Origin of the sequence: Endozoicomonas sp. ALD040 (assembly GCF_049275945.1) — a bacterium.
Lineage (GTDB): Bacteria > Pseudomonadota > Gammaproteobacteria > Pseudomonadales > Endozoicomonadaceae > Endozoicomonas_A.
The window spans coordinates 4,055,971-4,074,952 of record NZ_CP184829.1 but is presented as its reverse complement, the minus strand read 5'-3'; the positions used below and the strand labels follow the sequence as shown (position 1 = coordinate 4,074,952).

The following is an 18,982-nucleotide window of genomic DNA, read 5'->3' as shown; positions in this document are numbered from 1 at the left end:
TTATGGCACTTTATCATTCGGGAGTATAAGTGGGTGAATCCAGCTATTTCATTCTCAATAACAGACCATCAATCTTGAAATCAGCCAGCACCTGCTTTGCCTGATCAATACTTTCTGATGTATCAAAAGGCCCCAGCTGCACCCTGTGCCACGACTCCCCTGCACCCACGGTTACCTTGACGACCCTGGGTTCCTGACCTGCCAAAAGCAACTGCGCCCTCAGACGATCGGCGTCTTTGGCACTTCGAAATGAACCAGCCTGCAACAAATACTTCACACCGGGCTTAGTAGCTGTTTTCGCTTCAGGCACGGATTTGGAGCCAGTTTTTTCACTGACACTGACTGCAGGTGGCGACTGGCGTTCAATCGGTTCAGGCAGAATCACTTCCTGCTCGGGCAGCACGGTATAAAAATCGAAGACCGGCTCCGGGCGTTCCTTACCCGACTGAGCCGTTTCAGCTGTCTCCATAGAAGCATTAACGGAAACAGGAGCCGGTGTCAGCTTGATCAGGAAAGCCACAAAAAAGCCAGCCGCAAAACCGGTTACCAGCCACATCCAGCCTGGCAGTTTCGACTGTTGATTGGATTTCTTTTTCGAAGCGGCCTTGCTGGCGCCTCTTCTTGTTGGAGTACGGGTGCTCATATGCCTGATGCAAAATCTGTTTCAAGAGAAAAAGCAAGAAACTCATCGTCACTCATGAACCGGATTTTTGCACAATATCCTTTTTAACAAGACGACTTTAACGAACAGGATCATATTACCACGGTTCCCCATAGTTACCACGAAGTCACGACACCTTGTGACTTTACATCCGGTCCTGGTGACCAATCCCGAGCTGAAAAGGGCCATCTCAGACCGGTGATTACATTCCGCCGTAAATCCATGCACTGTACTGTCGCAGAAATGCACTTCATGAACCTCTTTGGTTTCAATCAGTTGTTGTCTTCTATTTCCATCTCCCCAGATTTCTATACGACTGCCTTCCAATTGCCTGGAATGCTCCAAATAGACAGTGCTTTTTGAAGATTGATTGGTTTTGTGTAACTTCAGGTTTTTCAGCGTAACCATGTCACCACTGACATGAACACAAGGAATACAAATCAGATAACTCTGGTTTTCCACGCATTGTTTATTTGTTTCTATGACTTAGACGACCACATTTATTCTGTATTTCCTTCTATGTGAGCGGTTGGATACCTTCTCTGAAGGCATTCTGGAACAAAATATTCACTTAACTTGTCCTCCTTATCAGTTTTTTTTGGAAAATAACTGATTTTATCATTGATACACCAAGGAACATTAGAATGAAATATGCCGGTCATTTGTCGGTCAGAAGCGTTATTTTTATAGGTAATGATCGCGTGAACCTCACCATAACGACGTTTTACCCATAATGGGACCTGGATCTCATCAAAAGCGGGGTCATGGGATGCGGATGGTTCAGTTTTTATATTTTCAAAACTCAATTTGGCAGCGAACATTCCATAATCTTCATAAACGATAAAAATCCCCGGGGTAACTCCAGATTGCCAAGACTGTGAATGTTTAACAGGGTAGGTAAAGTTCGAATACGACACAATATGACTGTTTTCATGCAAAATCAGTGTGCATTCTGATGGGAATCCATGCACAGTACTGTCGCTGAATTGCACTTTAAAAACCTCCCTGGTTGCAACCACTGGATGCTCTTTATTCCCATCATTCCAGATTTCAATCTGGCTGACTTCCAGTTTTTTGGAGTGCTCCACATAAATAGGGCTTTCAATAGACTCACCCGTTTTGTGTAACCTGAGGTTCTTCAGCGTAACCTCGTCACTCTTGGCATGGATAAAGTGATTAAGATTACCGTAAAAATTAGCAAAGCTGCCACCGGCATCCAGTTCAAACCCATCGAGATACAGCAATTGGGTGTCTGAAGCCCGAAAAAACTCATCAACACCGTTGGAAAATATTGTCCCCGCCAATGACACAGTTGGATACTTGCCATCAGTGGCAATACCAACAATACCCACATTGACAGCTCTGCCTGACACGGTAATCGGATCATACAGAGCAAAATCACTGGCCACAATATGCAGAGTATTTCGGGATTTCAGATTACCCCTCAGACTTCTGACCGGATTGTCATGGAAAACAACATTAGTAAAAACACCCGGAAATGCTTTTAAAACCTCTTCACAACGAGCCTGAACATCAGCTCTGGGGTGAGTGCAACAATATCCGGCATTTATCCACAAAGCGGACAACATTATTGGAAATCGGTATAACCAGATCTGCAATACTGAAAACATATCTATTTCCGTTAAAAATAGTTAGCATTAGCAAAAGCTGAATCATGTAAGTACCTGGCCAGTTGGTTTCGCATATTCTGGCGAGTGGATTTTTTCATCCTTCAAGGCGCAACGACGGGCGCGTAGCCGTAGCTACGCAACCAGAGTTGGAACGCAGAAGGGTGGAAAAAGCCGCCGTCCAGAATATGTGAAACCAACTGGTTAGGTACTTATAATGGTCAAACAATTCAAAAAATCAATTCAGAAACATTCCGTCAGGTGAACCACCCTCAGGCAAATAAGTCAAATGCTAAGGCGACAAACAGACTTAAATGAAAAATCATAATAAGAGCAGGCATTATCTTAGAGTTCTCGCTCGCTAATATTTAATAGTTTATCTAATGATATTCGCAACTCTATTAATTCTTTATTCCCTTTTATAGAAGCTGATGGATACTTTCTATGAAGGCATTTTGGAACAAAATCTTCTTTTAAAAATGCCTCATATTGAGGTGTTTTCAGGATAGGTATGGCTGCAGCATCTCCCTTCCAATGAACATCAGTAAGAAACATGAGAGTATTTGCCCGGTCAAACGTGTTATTTTTATAGGTAACGCTCGCGTGAACCTGATCAGGACCATTTACCCATAAAGGAACCTGAACCCAGTCAAGATCGGGATCATGATATGAGGGCGGATCGGTTCTTATATTTTCGAAACTCAAATTGGCACTGAATTTTTCAGGATCTTTATAAACGATAGAAATTCCCGGGTAAGCAAACACATACGAAAAACGTTCTTGTTTAATGGGTAAGGCAACATTTAAATACGACACCTGATAACTGTTTTCATGCAAAATCAGTGTGCATTCTGATGGGTAGCCATGCACCGTACTGTCACTCAAGTACACTTCATCAACCTTTCTGGTTTCAAGCAATGGTGGTTCTCTGTACCCATCTGTCCAGATTTCTAAATGGCTGACTTCCAGTATTTTGGAGTGCTCCACATAGATAGCGCTATCAATAGATTCATCAGCTTTGTGTAACTTGAGATTCTTCAGTGTAACTCTATCATTACTGGCATGAATAAAATGGTTAAGATTGCCGTAAAAATTAGCAAAGCTGCCACCGGCATCCAGTTCAAACCCATCGAGATACAATAACCTGAAGTCTGAAACTCGAATGAACGCATCAACGCCATGGGATAACATTGGTCCTGTCAATGACAATGTTGGATATTTGCCATCAGTGGCAACACCAATAATCCCCACATTGACGAAATAACCTGATACGGTAATCGGAGCATCCAGGGCATAATCACTGGTTACAATATGCAGAGTATTTCGGGTTTTCAGAATGCCCCTCAGACTCACACCCGGATCGTCATGAAAAACAAAACGAGTAAAAATACCCGGATTTGCTTTTAACACCTCTTCACAACGAGCCTGAACTTCAGCTCTGGGGTGAGTACAAGAGTATCCAGAATCTATCCACAAAGCAGCCAATATTACCGGGAATCCGGATAACCAGATCTTCAATACTGAAAACATATCTACTTCCATCAATAATGGTTAATAAGAGCAAGACCTGAGTCAGCTGTAATGTTAGTAGCTCCAGAAATGTCCAGTTGTCAGCCGCTGTGTATGCAACACCCACATAAGTCGCATCAGGATAACGCGCTTTTATCTTATGAACTTCCAATGAAAAACGCTTCATGAACGTTTGCTTGCCACACTCAGGTGCTGCTGCGCAATAAAGATAGCAATTGCAGAACAAGCAAAATATGCTAATTTCGTAAGCAACTTTCATAGATTCAGGAGAGCTGAATCCGTGCATGCAAACAAAAACGCAATCTTAACTCTGTTTTTTTACACCTTTATATTCAAAGATGTTTTTGCCGCATCATTGGATAGAGTTGAACGATATGTGCCATCATCAGTAGTGCCCATTGACACATATCCATGGATTGCCTTCTCATCCTCCCCCTCATCATTATGTACAGCAGTACTAATATCTGACATTCATCTGTTGACTGCAGCCCATTGTGTAAGTTCATTAAGCGAAAATGATAGTCTACGACTTTTTTTCTTTAATAAAGCTCATGCTCCAGTTAGAGAGGCTGTTAGATATATCAAGCACCCTGATTACAGACATCCGAACACAATACACGACATTGCAATCATTGAACTGGAGGATTCAGTGAACATAGCACCTCCAAAAATGCAATTAAATGCAACATGCCCTGATCTCCGGGAAGTTGCGCCCCATCCAATGACTGCTGGTTATGCAGGTAAAAAAATATTACGATCAGCTTCTTTATATTGGCCCTTTAAATGTCGAACCGACGTCTATCGACTTTGGTATAGGGGTACATCGCAGAATGGCGACTCAGGAGGACCTTTGTTTTATTTTCGGAACAACGAGACTTATGTATTAGGAATACATCATTCTTCTGTCAACATCTCGTTTTTAGCGGGTGCAATCTTTCAGAATAAAGTATCTCTGTCTTTCAATCATGAATTCATCAGTGACTCAATTGCGTTAGAAGAAGTGTATCAGGCGCATTCTGGCACCTGGTTTATTTCTGGTCATTCACTTATTTTAGAAAACTGGAGTAAGTTAGCTACATCCAGTACACCCACTTCATCCAATATATCTACTTCAACCGATACATCTACTTCACCCAATACATCTACTTCACCCAATACATCGACCAGGTCCACCTCAAATACTTCATCCAGTACATCATCAAACTCACATTTTGTTGCCCTGCCTGCTCTGTTGTACATTGTTCTACAAGCCCCATAACAAAAAATTCCAGAAGCGCTACCCCCGCTGCCCTCACTCATGTATGCTTCGCAGGTTATACTGAACACCCGTGTTCTTCTCCGCTCTGCAATTAAAAATTTGTACATTTTGCAAATTTTTAATTGCAGAGTTTGAAACCCTTTAAATCCAGATTCTCGCAAAGAGCCATGATGGAAGAGCATTACCAGCCGCACAAGATTGAGACAGAAGCCCAGAAATACTGGGAAGAGAATGACAGTTTTGCTGTCAGTGAAGAGGCCGGCAAGGAAAAGTACTATTGTCTGTCCATGTTCCCTTACCCCAGCGGCCGACTGCATATGGGCCACGTTCGCAACTACACCATTGGCGACGTGGTATCCCGTTATCAACGTATGCAGGGTAAAAACGTCCTGCAACCCATGGGTTGGGACGCCTTCGGCCTACCGGCAGAAAACGCCGCTATCAAACACAAAACCGCTCCAGCCCCATGGACTTACGAAAACATTGACTACATGAAAGGTCAGCTCAAGCGTCTTGGCTTCGGTTATGACTGGAACCGTGAGCTGGCCACCTGCAAACCGGACTACTACAAGTGGGAACAGTGGTTCTTCACCCAACTGTACGAAAAGGGTCTGGTCTACAAGAAAATGTCTTCTGTGAACTGGTGCCCCAACGACGCCACCGTACTGGCCAACGAACAGGTAGAAGATGGCCGTTGCTGGCGTTGCGACACTCTGGTGGAGCGTAAAGAGCTGCCCCAGTGGTTTGTGAAAATCACGGCTTACGCTGACGAACTGCTGGCTGATCTGGATCAGCTGGAAGACTGGCCTGATCAGGTTAAAGCCATGCAGCGCAACTGGATTGGTCGCTCCGAAGGTGTTCAGATGACCTTCAAAGTGGCCAATCCCGTTGCCGGATCACCGGAAGCATTCCAGATCTACACCACACGCCCGGACACGCTGATGGGTGTGACTTACGTGGGCGTTGCTGCAGAGCATCCTATTGCCAAAGCTGCGGCTGCTAATAATCCGAAACTGGCCGCTTTCATTGCAGAATGTAAGTCCAACGGTGTCACCGAGGCAGAAATGGCCACCATGGAAAAAGTGGGTGTCGATACCGGTATTCGAGCCATTCACCCAATGACGGGTAAAGAAGTACCTGTCTGGGCTGCCAACTTTGTATTGATGGATTACGGCACCGGCGCTGTTATGGCGGTACCCGGTCATGATCAGCGTGACTACGAATTTGCTACCCGCTTTGAACTGGCTATCGAACAAGTCATCGAGCCCGCAAACGGCGAAGAGTGTGACCTGTCCAAAGAAGCGTTCACTGAAAAAGGCAAGCTGATCAACTCCGGGGAATTTGACGGCCTGACTTCTCAGGAAGCATTCAATGCAATTGCCGACAAGCTGATTGCTTTGGGCCAAGGTGAAAAGCAGGTTAACTACCGTCTGCGTGACTGGGGAGTCAGTCGTCAGCGTTACTGGGGAGCTCCGATTCCCATGTGTTATCTGGAAGATGGCACTGAAGTCACAGTCCCTTTGGAAGATCTTCCGGTTCTGCTGCCTGAAAATGTTGAGATGGATGGTGTTCACTCACCCATCAAGGCCGATCCTGAGTGGGCTAAAACCACCCATAACGGCCAGACAGCAACCCGTGAAACCGATACCTTCGATACGTTCATGGAGTCCAGCTGGTACTACGCTCGTTATTGCTCTCCTAAGACTGACGAACAAATGCTGGACCCGGCGGCTGCCAACTACTGGCTGCCTGTCGATCAATACATTGGTGGTATTGAACATGCCGTTATGCATCTGCTTTACTCCCGTTTTTTCCACAAACTGCTTCGTGATGCCGGCCTGGTTGACAGTGACGAACCCTTCAAAAAGCTGCTCTGTCAGGGCATGGTTCTGGCTGATACCTTTTACAAGCTGGACGATAAGGGCCTGAAGCACTGGATTGCACCAAACGAAGTAGACTTTGAACTGGACGACAAAGGTCGATTGATCAAAGCCACCCTGAAGGAAACCGGTGAAACCGTTGAGCATGCGGGCATGAGCAAAATGTCCAAATCCAAAAACAACGGTATTGATCCACAGGAACTGATCGATAAGTACGGTGCCGACACTATCCGTCTGTACACCATGTTTGCTGCACCTCCCGAGCAGACCCTGGAATGGTCCGAAAGCGCTGTTGAAGGCGCTCACCGCTTCCTGCGTCGTTTCTGGAAACAGGTTTCTGAACATCTGGCTTCCGGAGATGTACCTGCTTTGGACAGCAAGGCTTTGAGCAAGGAACAGAAAGACCTGCGTCGTAAAACTCACGAAACTATCAAAAAGGTTTCCGATGATTGCGAACGTCGTCTGACTTTTAACACCGCTATTGCTGCCATCATGGAATTGAACAACGCGATTGCCCGGTTCCGGGACAACAGTGATCAGGCTCGTGCCGTTCTTCGTGAAGCCCTGGAGGCCTCCACTCTGATGTTGGCACCTATTGCTCCTCACGCTATGCACAGCGTCTGGAATGCCCTGGGTCATGCAGAGCCTGTGGTTCAGGCTGGCTGGCCTGCGGTGGATGAGTCTGCCCTGGAGAAAGACGCCATCACCATGGTGGTTCAGGTCAACGGCAAAGTTCGTGCAAAGTTGGAAGTTCCAGCCGACATGGATAAAAGTGCGATTGAAAAGCTGGCGCTTGAGCAGGAAAATGTAACCAAGTTTACTGAAGGAAAGACTGTTCGCAAGGTGATTGTAGTACCCGGCAAACTGGTTAATATCGTTGCCAATTGATCGGTTAACGCCAGCCCCCTGTCAAAAAGGCCAGCATTTTTGCTGGCCTTTTTCCTGAGACGTCATTCAGCCGAGATAATCGACCAGGGTTTGAAATAAATAATCACGCTCAATAGGCTTGGTTAAGTAGTCGTCCATGCCTCTGGATAAGGCTTTATTTTTTAACTCGTCAATAGCATGAGCACTGAGACCAATAATAGTATGCTCTTCTATTCCGGCCTCCTGTTCAAACTCCCGGATTGCTTCGGTGGCAGTGTAACCATCCATGACGGGCATTTCACAGTCCATCAGAATCAGGTCCCAGCTCTCCGGATCACTCTTGCAGTATTCCAGAGCTTCCTGACCGTTTTCTGCGAAAACCGGCTCAATATTGACTTTCTTGAGTAACTTCTTCAGCACCAGTTGATTGGCGGGATTATCTTCAGCCACCAGCACTTTCTTGTTCTCCAGCACACCGGACTCAACGATTTGGTAAACGTCCATGATTTAACCTTCTTATAACAATTGCCCTACTTTCAGATTAGCGGTTAACCCAGAGTTTGCATTAATGCATCTGGTCTTATGCTCTATTAACGAGTCATAATCCCCCACATATATCACGTAAAATTCTTCATTTGTCCCAGGTAATGATATGTCTCAGCCCTTGCAAATCGCCTGCCCCAAATGCAGCACTCCCAACCGGGTCCCTAAAGAGCGCCTGGAAGACGGGGGCTCTTGCGGTAAATGCAGGAACAAACTCTTTTACGGCAAACCCGTAGAACTCAATTCCGGTAATTTCAAACGTTTTCTGGCCCAGACCGATATACCGGTTGTGGTGGATTTCTGGGCTCCCTGGTGCGGTCCCTGTAAAGCCATGGCTCCAGCCTTTTCCGAAGCAGCCCGTGAACTCGAACCCAACATAAGACTGGCAAAACTCGATACTCAAAAGCACCAGCAAATTGCAGCGCAATTGAACATCCGCTCTATCCCAACCCTGATTGTGTTCAAATGCGGGAAAGAAATTGGCCGTATATCCGGTGCCCTGCCCGCCAATCAGCTGAAGAAGTGGATTAAAAATGCGGCCAAAAGCTAATAAAAACCAGAGGCAATAATAAATAGAACAACTAATGCTCTACTATTCTTAAGGAACGGATAGAAAACGGCATACAGGGACAGTATGAGCTTGATCGACAAAACCTCAGGTCAGGGTCCAAAATGGATACAGCCTGAGCAGAGCACACGGGTTTCCAAGGATGGCAAAGTCAAGGCGTTGAGTGATGTCGTCACTAAGATGCTCTCTTCTGAAGATCAGGTGACTCCTGAAAAAAAGTCCATCTATAAACGGGGCGTCCGGGTTATACCTCCAACGCCTAAAGAAATGTACAAGACATCGTCCCAACCGCGCAGACAGGCAACGTCGGCGACCGATCTTAAGCCGCAGAAACAACCCTCTGTTGAGCAGAAGACCCCACTCAGACCCAGAAGCCAGGTGCTGACTGAAAGACCCCAGGAAGCTAAATCAGTTGCCAGTCGATCCATTAGCAAGCCTGCGACACCTCCAACGAACACATTGCTTCAGACTGCCGCTATGCAAAAAGCGACCAGCAATCTACTGGACCATCACCTGGCCAAAATATCATGGGCAACGGACAAGCAGGCAGAGTACCGGGAACTGATTGCAACCTTCAAACCCGGCTCCTGTGCTGAGGGAGATGATGCGTTCTCTGACGTACAGGAAGCCCTGAGGGGCGCAGCCCAAAAACTGGGAATCCCGGAACTCGCAGACGATCCCGCTGCGATAAAAGACTTGCAGAAGCATTTTTATCGGCGTCTGGAAACAAAGGGTAAAGAACTTCTGAAGCAAGCTCCCCCGGAAAGAACCGTTAAAAAAGTGCCTCCAAAACCACCAGTCCGCACCAGCTCACTGCCCGATAGTGTAGCTCCGACTGCAAAAAGCAAAGAGCCAGCGAGCATTCAGAAAACGCCTGTCACACCATCAGAGAAGGTTGAGACAGAGCCAGCCGCTCCTATCACTGAAATTTCTCTTCCGGCCAGACGCCAGAGAAAAAGACAAGCGGCACTGGATGCACCGGCAAAATATATGTCCAAAAGTCTCGCTCAGCGCAAGGACACCCCCTGGAAAGAGCAGATGCCGAAATTTTTCACCCGATATCTGAGAGCCATGGCTCTGACGGGGGCATCCGAAAAAGGGGGTGTCGATAAAAAATGGTTCAAGCATGAAGTACCAGGTTCCTCAATCCTCAGTAACAAAAGCAGTGCTTCGGATACCCAGAAAGGACTCAGGAACAGACTGGAAGACATTGCTTTCCAAAAAGGTGAAAGCCTTACCGGCTTCTATCGTTTCTTTGACCAACATCAGCTCGGCAGAAATGTGAGAATGGCGGCAGTCAGTCAGATGATGTTACCCCTGTCCGAGCACGGCCATCTTGACCCCATGAGTCTGCAGGACCTTGAGCCCAACTCGGGTAAAGAAGTATCCCAATGGCTGAATCAACAACTGGACACTATATCCCGGCAGGAATACCAGAATTACACGACGCTGCTGAATGACCTCAAGAACAGGACAGAAGGTAAATACAAAGTACGCCTGGATGACACGCCTTTCGGTAAAGTGCCTCTGGAAAGCATTACCGAGAAAACCCATGGTACAGGTGTTTTCAAGGTAGCACGGGTGAACAGTTTTCAATACACCCTCGATCATTGCACACCCTGGCTAAAATCCGCTCACCCCGTCACCGAAAAATTTGCCGAACTGCGCCTGAAGAACACCAAAAAAGATGATGATCAAAATTTAACAGCCGGAGGAAATAAGGGTCAAAATTTAACAGCCGGTCAGCTCGAAGAGCTGAACAACCAGGCAAAAGGACTGTTAAGCGAAATGAGCCAGATAAACATGAACAAGGTCCCAAAGAGTGTTCAGGACATCATGGATACAGAAAAGAAAAGTCTGGAAAATATTGTCACCAAATATAAAGAGCTGTCCAAGCAAAATTAGTGCAGCCAGGAGGTATATTCCATACCACTTGGCTGCACTCGATGGTTGGCCACCATCAAGCAAGAACAGAGAACTAATCCCGCCATCCTGCTTTCCAGGTAGATCTATTTTATTTGCTGAATACTAATGAAAAATTGACAGGAACGGTCTCAGAAATCGGGATCTGTCCCACAGTTTTAGCCAGTTCTGTCAGATTTTTAGCCGGAATACCAAATTGAGAAGCTCGAATGATAACCGGCTCTGTGCTGGCCACCGACAATAGATTTCCGCACTTTACCACATTGACTGGAAATTCCAGCTCTTGTGTTTGGCCATAAAGGGTTACTTTTGCCGGCACAGTTAGCTGCTTAACCACTGTCTCAGGGGCTAATAATGAGTTGGAAATTTGTGCAGAAACCTTAGCACTGGGAAATAAATCTGATTGGAAAAACAGCTTATTCAAGCGCTCATTTCTAATTCCAATGCCAGTGTCAATGCCAGAGATTGGAATATCCAGAGTTAACAGACCGGTTTCATTAATACTGCCCGTTAGAGAGGATATTGAAGCCGGCTCAATAACGTACTCTAACTTCACCGTAGCAAATGACACTCTTGATATATCCCGGTTTAGTTCGTATTGCGCCGCTTTACTGAGTCCGCAAGCAGTTAACACTAATAGAAATAAAAGGATTTTTTTCATCTTTTTTCCCTTGGAATTAATCGGGGCAGGTTGAAACCTCATGGCTCCATTCCTCCAACGTAGAGGTATTTACTGGGCGTTTCTGCCAGTTAAGCACTCAATCCAATCAAAAATCAAACCAGACGCACTAACCTCAATGGCACACCGTCTGAAAATGGCAATAATTTTTGATCATAAGTGGCTATTCCAAGATAGTCTGTGACACTCCCTGCCTTGTCAGGCGAGGCTTCTGACTTCACAGGCTACAGCCAGCCTATAGCGACTGGACTTACACAGAAGCCTCCATCAGCAGTAACCGGGTGCCCCTCGGTTATTTATTGGTCTTTTGTTTGATTTGCCGCAGCCTTAACGGGTCACTCAGGTATGGGCTCGTCTGGTTCTTCAAGGGCGGTTGGGCAGTTGTCTCTGCCTTAATTTTTTGTTAACAGTGCTTGGTTTTCGTCACCGTGAGTCTCTGCATAGAGACAGACCGATGGAAAATACAACCAACTACGTACAAATACTCAACCGGAACGCTCTGCGTTCCCGTCTTATATCCCCGCCCGATTGAGGGTGTCGCAAAACTCTCTCCAGCCTGGGAACGAGTTGACTCCCGTCATTCCCGGCTTCATTCTCGTCATTCCCGCGAAGGCGGGAATCCACAATGACTCACCACCAGAACCATACTGCCCGGTGTCCCCCTGGCCTTGTCATCCCCGAGAAGGCAGAGATCCACCGTTGGCGATGGATTCCCGCCTTCGCGGGAATGACGACTTCAGAGCGTGAGAACGAGCTGTTGAAGTTTTACAACACCCTCGATTGGGCGAGGGTTTACGACGATTTTGCTAACCGTTCACCTGCGAGCCTTTTTACTTGGAGGCGGCGACAATAACGATGACGCTGCAGCACGTTTACCTTTTGAATGGGATGTTGGCGCTGCCTCTACCCCGCAGAGGCGCCAGACTTTAATCCGCTTCCCCTTGCTGCTAATGGTGACGAGATGGCTGCCGTTGGTGCTGAATTCTGATGATTTGAGCGAGTATGGATGGCGGATGAGAGTTTTACGCGACCATTTGCCATCTTTGCCACAGCCAAGGATCTGGGCATCGCCTGAAAAGTCGTTGATGACAACATGGGTGCCATCGTGGTTGAACTGACCTGAACAGACCCCGCCCTCTAGCTCAATATTGGCGCCAGGCAGCCACTGCCCTTCGGTACAGAGAGAGTGGATTAAGGCTTTACAATTGTTTTTGGGCTCTGATGTGTCGTTGCTCGATAGTGTCAAAATATGGCGACTATCAGCACTGAACAGGGCAGAATTGATTTTATCTTCATGCATAATGGCCATTTGCTCTGTCCAGCGCCTGTGGTCTGTATCAAACCCGTAAATTTTCGCCGAGTGATCATCACTGCTGGTTATTATCAGCAGACTATTGGGGCTAAAGCTGGCAGAGCTGACCCTCCCTGTATGGTTGATCAGCGCATTTTTCTGCCAGTTGTTGTCGCTATCAAAACTGAAGACGGTACCCGTGTGATCGAGACTGGCCGTCACTGCATGGCAGCTGTCGGGGCTGAAGGTGGCTGAGCAGACCCTGTCGGAGTGGGTAATGTCGGCTTTTTCTGTCCAGCAACCATCAGGGTTAACGCTGTAAATCGTTGCTGTTTGTCCAAACTTACCAGTCTGATTAGTCCAGACAGTGATGATATGCTTGCTATCCGGGCTAAACTCGGCTGAGATGACTTTGTTTTTGTGTTGCAAGGTGGTTATCGGCAACCATTTGCCGTTAGCTGCACGCCTATGGATTTTGGCGGTATGGTCTTCACTGGCGGTCACTAGAAGGCAGCTATCAGGGCTGAAGTTTGCTGAACAAACATCCCCCTCATGGACAATCGTCGCTGTTAATGCCCAGCGGCCATCCTGGTCTACTGAACTGATGTACGCATTTTTATCGCCGCTGACCGTCACCGCATGCCGACTGTCGGGGCTGAAGCTGGCTGATCTGATCTTTTTTTTATGGACAATGCAAAATTGCTCTGCCCAGCGGTCATCGTCAGAACGGCTGGTGATTTTTACCGTACATTGGGTACAGAAGCTCAGTATATGGCGGTTATCTGCGCTACAGATGACCTGCCTGACCCTGCCAACATGAGGAATGTGGATCTGCTGGCAGTCACTGTTCTTCGCCGCCAGAGCATGAATTTTTGCTCTGCCATCGGCGCCATAACAATCGGTCAACAGGTAGCTGGCATCGTGGCTGAGTATGGCGGTTTCGACTATGTAGGACTTGCACTGAATGTCTGCTACCAGATCCGGCTGCAAAACCGGACTGTCAATCATCAATTGACTCACCTGGTAAAACAGGAGTTGAGGGAACAATGGTATCTTTTCCGGGCTCCGGGCCTCTGAGTTGTCTGTCACCTCCCTGTCTGACTGGCGACAGAGATGACTCACCAGCATTTTATCCCGGGTAAACTGCATCAACCAGGCTCTGAGTTGAGGTTCACTGAAATTTTTGGCGATCTGTATGAATATCTGCTGTTGTGATGGCGCGAACTGTTTGAACCATACCCTGCTGCTGGCGATGTTCCTGGCACTCAGAACCGAAGCAGCTATTTCCCTTAAACGCAGACAGCTTTCTTCCATCGCTACTGCATCTCTGTGGGATAAATAACCCAAGATCCGGGATATAACCTCCTCTGGCAGAGCCAGTAATGGAAAGAAGTCCTGATCAGGAACAATGGCAACAGGAGTGCTGGTAACGTTTTCTACCGGATCATTGGTCATGGCAACTGGAGTCGAAGAGCCATGAGCCTTGCCAACAAGATGGGTATCCGGGCTTAAAGGCTTCTGTGGCGTCGCGTAAGAGTGATCCAGGATATGTCCAGGTTTGAGCTCAGGCGCTGGCGTTACATCTTCCGATGTTGAGGGCTGCTGTTTTTCAGGGTGGGCGGCGCTCTCCGGGAGTAATGTTTTATTGTCAACACTGTCAACGGAGGTAGAGCTAATTGTGACAGGAGAATTGTCAGTGCTTGCTGAGTTAGTCTGAGCATCCGGTATAGGAGAAAACAGAGACTTAATATCTGAGACAGGGCGTGCGTGGAACCGTGAGATGCCGTCCTGCGTATGAATGTAACAGGTGTCAGCATTGGAAAAGAAGGCAGAAACCTTTCTGACAGCCTTAACGGATTTGCCAGCAAAGAAGTAATAGCTGTCGTCTTCACGGGCCTGTAACAAAATAACTGGCTTTCTGGACTCATTGCCATAAAACCTCAATTCGAAAGCTGCACCGACAGTATTCTTCGATAGGTTGCGAATGCCCTGCATACTCTTATTCCTTTAAGCTGGTTATTTATCCAGGAGCCTGACCGACATAGCGCCCCCGAAGCGAGACGGGCGCTATACCTGGTCAAGCTCATATGGGCTTTGACTGACTTACAAAGAAAAAGTTCATGGGAACAACTGAGATGGCGAATGTTCATAAGCTGGTGCCAAAAACGGCAGGTGGTTATTCTGTCCATGTAAACAGGTCTTGGTACATCACCTGGTTCTGAATGTTTCCAGAGAGCACCTATCCCCCACCTGATTCGTTGGGGCTATTGTGCCGGAGTTCAATAAGAAGAACGTAAACAACACTCAAGCACTTTCAGTAAAAAGCGCTTTTTTGTGCTTTCTCTGCTGGCTATAACCCACGCTTCTTCAGCTCTGTCTCTATCAGCTCCCTGATTTCACCACGACATGCCTCAGGGGCTAAGGCTTCTGAAGATGTTTCAATATCAGCACCTTCTTCAAGAAGACGTTTAACGATTTCAATATGCCCGGCTTTGATCGCAATCTGTATCGGGGTTTCGCCCTCATTCGTTTTGTGATTTATTTGGACATCAGGTCTGACGAGTAACTTTTCCACTATTTCGGCGTGACCATAATGACAGGCACAGTGTAATGGTATTGCACCATCTTGTCTGGGTAGATTGGTACGAATGCCCGGCTGATCTAACAACTTATCCACGACATTTGTATAATTCTGGAGTGCAGCCCAAGTCAGGGCAGTCTGGCCAAAATCATCTTGCTGATTGAAAAAGTCTGGATCTATGTCTGCGACCTCCGTGGCTTTAACCATCACTGTTTCAGCCACTTCACTGGTTCCACATTTAACAGCCAGTAGCAACTGATTGAAATTATGAGGGTTACGATGATTTATGGGTAAAAGCCCGGATTCCGGAATTTCCGCTAACAGGATTTCAAGACGCTTGTACCCTGAGTTGCTGCTGGCTGATGAAAGGTTTGTGAATTCCTTGATGGCAAATACGGTATCCGTTGACTCGTCTGGAATAGCTATGCCTGATGAAAAGATTTGACTGGTGTTTAAAGAGTCGGCCAGGCAGCCAGCGGCAAAGGCGAACAAGTCCCGTTCCTTTTTAAATAACTCCTTATAGTTACGAATATTTTGATCCCTGATTTCAAATCCTTCGGGAGTCAACTTCAGAGATAGGATATGTCTGCCGGTTGCGAGGTGAAAAAGACGGCTTCCCCGGCCTTCCGGAATCGTTTCTGCGATCTCGTTTAATAATAAGCGCAACCCGGATTGGGTAAGCCCAATGGGGTACCAGGGAGTTGAATGTAAGACCGGAGTACTGCTACCAGCCGCTGAGACAATCCATTGTGCAGTCTTCTCTGTATTTTGCACAGGCACTTCTTCCTGCAACGTCGTGGTTGCCGGTGCCTGAAAAGCCAGTAACGATTCACAAAAAGGCCGCAGTTTTAATAACAAGAGCGCCTGATGATCCTGCGTGGCAGGATCGGCTTTAAACATCTGCTGGGCATCCAGAATAGCATCCGCCAGATGATCATAGTGGTTATTCCAGAATACCCAGCCCAGTGCCGGATCCTGACTGACAGTGCTCAAAAGTTCATCATATTCCTCTGTACATCCCATCTGCTCGTATAGTACGTAGCTTGAGGCAAGACCATAGCAACAGCCGTCACTGAAATCATAAAGTCTTGCCTTATCTTCATCATCAAACCGGGTTGATAGTGACATCAGATTCATGACCAAAAACGGTAATCTTTGCTGCGGCTCTGATTTCGATTGCTCAATTTTCTGCGCTCTGGTTGACAGAAGCTCTCCATGACCAATCAGGTGGAGCAAAGGCAATAATATAATTTGCGTTACCCGACTGAGCAAAGTTGTGGATTGAGTGATTGCTAAAGACAGCGTATGCAGAAAAGTTTGACCGACCGTACTTTTGACTAACCAGTGCTTAAAACGCCCTGAATCCAAGTCCTGTTGCCGGGGCATCTGATCAGATTGAACCTGATCATTCGGCAGGCGTGGTCCTGTTTTCATCGCTATTCCTGAGTCACAATAATGACCGATTTATCGGCTCTGGGTGAAGTAAATCAACAATTTACCCATTCATCAGTTTATTTTTCCGGGTTTATGGGCGTACGGCGATGTATATACATTACATGAGAGTTAGAAAGCACGATGGGTATAAATCACTGAATCAACTGGCATAAACTGACAAACTGCTCTCAGATACCGGAAATATGGCCGATATAAGCCACATCGCCTGCAAAACAGCGTGTTTTTTAAGGTGTGACAGACCGGAAGGAACCATGAATAAAGCAGCTGAACCCATTGAAAACCTTATGCCAGAAGAGAGCAACAGCCCTTACCCGGGTCTATCAGAAAAAATGACTCGAGCCGAGCTGAGTCAGAAACTCAAGGATGCCGTTGCCCAGAATCAGATCAAGCTGCTGGAATCTCTTTTCTGTTTCATGCTGGTCAATGAATACTCGCCCGAACAAATTAATCAGGAGTTGGATTATATTCGCGCCAATAATTCGGCCATTCAGGACTCTCTCATTCGCTGGAGTGAGGAGCCCAAAGGGAAAAAGAAGCTAAAGATTGCTGGCAAAGCCGCTTTTATTGCGGTGATGATTCATTATGGTAACGGAAGTTTTGTTCCTGCTATTAAGGCCATAGAGCGTTTCTATGCCCTGGGAGATGCCCCCCATGAATTTACCGAGGCCATTGATGAAATTCAAATAAGCTCCTGGCTGGGCCTGTTGAACCATGAACTTGAAAATCAGGTTCCGCTTAAAAACATCATACGTCAGCTTGAAGCTCTCAGGCTGAAACACATCTGGTCAAAAGATCTGGCTATGTTTGCCATTCCAGTGACCACGGCCTATTTCCGTGAACAAGCCAAAGAAAAACTCCTTGATGGTGATTTTATCGGAACTTATCGTGACCTCGAGCAGGCCCTGAGACTCCCTGAAGAAGACAAGTCAGAGACCTACCAAGCCTACGCTGATTGTATTGTCCGACAGGTAAATGACCCTCTGTTTCGTTCAAGAGCAATCAAACCCGAACTGGAAAAACTAAGCGCCAAGATGGAATACCTGCACGAAGTAGACTTCTGGACACCGGAGCTGGACATCGGACGCTTTCATCTCAAAAATATGCTGGGTGATATTTAGCGTTCTGATTTGAGAAGTCAGAAGGACCCTGAAAAACATTATTTCTTCAGAAACTTGCCTACTGATGTATACCCGCTTAGCATGGCGGTGCCATTTTGATCTGACTTATTCTCAGGGCAGGTAGGGCAGGCTGTGGCTCCGATGGAGGACGGCCAATCGTGATACTTTGCTGACCAATAAAATTTTATTCAGTGTGCCATGTCAGCCAACGCCTGAACATGGTTATCACCGACACCAAAAGCCAATATTCTGCTAAGTTCGGCCAACGATCGACCACTGGTCTCCCTGAGCTGATTGAAGAATAACTGGATGGCTTTCTGGCTTTTCTGACTGGTTGCACTGCCTTCAATGACTTTCATAGCACGAAAATAGCCTTCAACATCCCGTGTCATCAGAAAGGTATCTTTGCCCAATGCCCTCAGGGCATAGGGGCCGGTATTGCCGCCCAGACGACTGCCATGTTTTTTCAGATAGGCCCAAAGCCCAATGATATTATCTTCAGGCCAGAGCGCGACAAACTGTGCAAAGCTACCTTCTCTCTGTCGTACATCATGGATCATCAGGGCATTTTCCCGGATGCTCCAGACCTTCTTGAGATGACGAATAATTTTAGGGTCAGTTGCTTTTCGCTCCAGCATGTCGTCAGGCATCATCAGCAACTTGTCAATATCAAAACCCCAGAATACCTCCTCAAAGTCAGGCCATTTCTGATCCACAACTCTCCAGACAAATCCACTCTGAAAAACCTTGCGGGTAAGTTCTGCAAGATAGCGGTCATCCGGAATACTTCTTAATTGGTCATTGGAAAGGGGTTTTACCAGCAAGGATTCAACGGCTGCTTCTCCCCCCTTGCGTTCACAGGCACGTTCAAAGATGACATCATAGCGTTCTGGCTTCATGGCCACTCCATATTTCTGGCAAAGGTTTGCCGAAAAGTGTATACAGTGCTCAAAAAAAATTGAACATTGATAGTTACTGATAAAATGTGTATTACATACAC

The 18,982-nt window shown here is 46.8% G+C and carries 16 protein-coding genes and 1 pseudogene; 6 read left to right on the top strand and 11 right to left on the bottom strand.

Annotated elements, in window-relative coordinates; all coding sequences use genetic code 11:
• Positions 1–43: 43 nt before the first annotated feature.
• The 5 genes from ACOJUN_RS15005 to ACOJUN_RS14985 form a co-directional block, all read right to left on the bottom strand.
• Positions 44–643: an SPOR domain-containing protein gene (locus tag ACOJUN_RS15005; protein WP_422132747.1), complete on the bottom strand. Its 600-nt coding sequence runs from the start codon at positions 641–643 to the stop codon at positions 44–46.
• Positions 644–691: 48 nt separating this feature from the next.
• Positions 692–1,069 (bottom strand): hypothetical protein, encoded by a 378-nt coding sequence (locus ACOJUN_RS15000; protein ID WP_422132746.1) that lies wholly within the window; start codon positions 1,067–1,069, stop codon positions 692–694.
• A 92-nt stretch (positions 1,070–1,161) separates the two neighbouring features.
• A complete protein-coding gene (locus ACOJUN_RS14995) occupies positions 1,162–2,292 on the bottom strand; it encodes a hypothetical protein (protein ID WP_422132745.1) in 1,131 nt (376 codons plus the stop codon).
• A 342-nt stretch (positions 2,293–2,634) separates the two neighbouring features.
• Entirely contained in the window at positions 2,635–3,699 is a 1,065-nt protein-coding gene (locus ACOJUN_RS14990; RefSeq protein ID WP_422132744.1) for a hypothetical protein, read from the bottom strand.
• Between the two features lie 22 nt (positions 3,700–3,721).
• The gene (locus ACOJUN_RS14985) at positions 3,722–3,985 is read right to left on the bottom strand and encodes a hypothetical protein (protein WP_422132743.1); all 264 of its coding nucleotides are present in this window, start codon (positions 3,983–3,985) and stop codon (positions 3,722–3,724) included.
• A 114-nt stretch (positions 3,986–4,099) separates the two neighbouring features.
• On the opposite strand from ACOJUN_RS14985, the pseudogene ACOJUN_RS14980 reads away from it, so the two are divergent.
• A pseudogene (locus tag ACOJUN_RS14980) lies at positions 4,100–4,666 on the top strand (trypsin-like serine protease); the annotation flags it as partial.
• Between the two features lie 191 nt (positions 4,667–4,857).
• On the opposite strand, the gene ACOJUN_RS14975 reads toward ACOJUN_RS14980, so the two are convergent.
• Positions 4,858–5,259: a hypothetical protein gene (locus ACOJUN_RS14975; protein WP_422137143.1), complete on the bottom strand. Its 402-nt coding sequence runs from the start codon at positions 5,257–5,259 to the stop codon at positions 4,858–4,860.
• On the opposite strand from ACOJUN_RS14975, the gene leuS reads away from it, so the two are divergent.
• A complete protein-coding gene (gene leuS / locus ACOJUN_RS14970) occupies positions 5,248–7,845 on the top strand; it encodes a leucine--tRNA ligase (RefSeq protein WP_422137078.1) in 2,598 nt (865 codons plus the stop codon). The two genes, ACOJUN_RS14975 and leuS, sit on opposite strands and share 12 nt — an antisense overlap.
• 66 nt (positions 7,846–7,911) lie before the next feature.
• On the opposite strand, the gene ACOJUN_RS14965 is transcribed toward leuS, so the two are convergent.
• Positions 7,912–8,328, bottom strand: coding sequence for a response regulator (locus ACOJUN_RS14965; RefSeq protein WP_422132742.1), 417 nt, complete (start codon positions 8,326–8,328; stop codon positions 7,912–7,914).
• A gap of 148 nt (positions 8,329–8,476) precedes the next feature.
• Between ACOJUN_RS14965 and trxC the strand changes: the two genes are divergently transcribed.
• Both trxC and ACOJUN_RS14955 read left to right on the top strand, forming a co-directional pair.
• Entirely contained in the window at positions 8,477–8,917 is a 441-nt protein-coding gene (gene trxC / locus ACOJUN_RS14960; RefSeq protein WP_422132741.1) for a thioredoxin TrxC, read from the top strand.
• Positions 8,918–9,001: 84 nt separating this feature from the next.
• Positions 9,002–10,840: a hypothetical protein gene (locus ACOJUN_RS14955; RefSeq protein WP_422132740.1), complete on the top strand. Its 1,839-nt coding sequence runs from the start codon at positions 9,002–9,004 to the stop codon at positions 10,838–10,840.
• A 109-nt stretch (positions 10,841–10,949) separates the two neighbouring features.
• On the opposite strand, the gene ACOJUN_RS14950 is transcribed toward ACOJUN_RS14955, so the two are convergent.
• Entirely contained in the window at positions 10,950–11,561 is a 612-nt protein-coding gene (locus ACOJUN_RS14950; RefSeq protein ID WP_422132739.1) for a YceI family protein, read from the bottom strand.
• A gap of 543 nt (positions 11,562–12,104) precedes the next feature.
• On the opposite strand from ACOJUN_RS14950, the gene ACOJUN_RS14945 reads away from it, so the two are divergent.
• A complete protein-coding gene (locus ACOJUN_RS14945; RefSeq protein ID WP_422132738.1) occupies positions 12,105–12,284 on the top strand; it encodes a hypothetical protein in 180 nt (59 codons plus the stop codon).
• Positions 12,285–12,351: 67 nt separating this feature from the next.
• On the opposite strand, the gene ACOJUN_RS14940 is transcribed toward ACOJUN_RS14945, so the two are convergent.
• Both ACOJUN_RS14940 and ACOJUN_RS14935 read right to left on the bottom strand, forming a co-directional pair.
• Positions 12,352–14,823, bottom strand: coding sequence for an F-box/WD repeat-containing protein (locus ACOJUN_RS14940; RefSeq protein ID WP_422132737.1), 2,472 nt, complete (start codon positions 14,821–14,823; stop codon positions 12,352–12,354).
• Positions 14,824–15,178: 355 nt separating this feature from the next.
• Positions 15,179–16,843 carry an ankyrin repeat domain-containing protein gene (locus ACOJUN_RS14935; RefSeq protein WP_422132736.1) on the bottom strand — a complete coding sequence of 555 codons (1,665 nt, stop codon included), beginning with the start codon at positions 16,841–16,843 and terminating at the stop codon, positions 15,179–15,181.
• A gap of 272 nt (positions 16,844–17,115) precedes the next feature.
• Between ACOJUN_RS14935 and ACOJUN_RS14930 the strand changes: the two genes are divergently transcribed.
• Positions 17,116–17,982: a hypothetical protein gene (locus tag ACOJUN_RS14930; protein WP_422132735.1), complete on the top strand. Its 867-nt coding sequence runs from the start codon at positions 17,116–17,118 to the stop codon at positions 17,980–17,982.
• Positions 17,983–18,170: 188 nt separating this feature from the next.
• Here the strand turns inward: ACOJUN_RS14930 and ACOJUN_RS14925 are convergent, their stop codons facing one another.
• Positions 18,171–18,881 carry a DNA-3-methyladenine glycosylase I gene (locus ACOJUN_RS14925; protein WP_422132734.1) on the bottom strand — a complete coding sequence of 237 codons (711 nt, stop codon included), beginning with the start codon at positions 18,879–18,881 and terminating at the stop codon, positions 18,171–18,173.
• Positions 18,882–18,982: the final 101 nt, after the last annotated feature.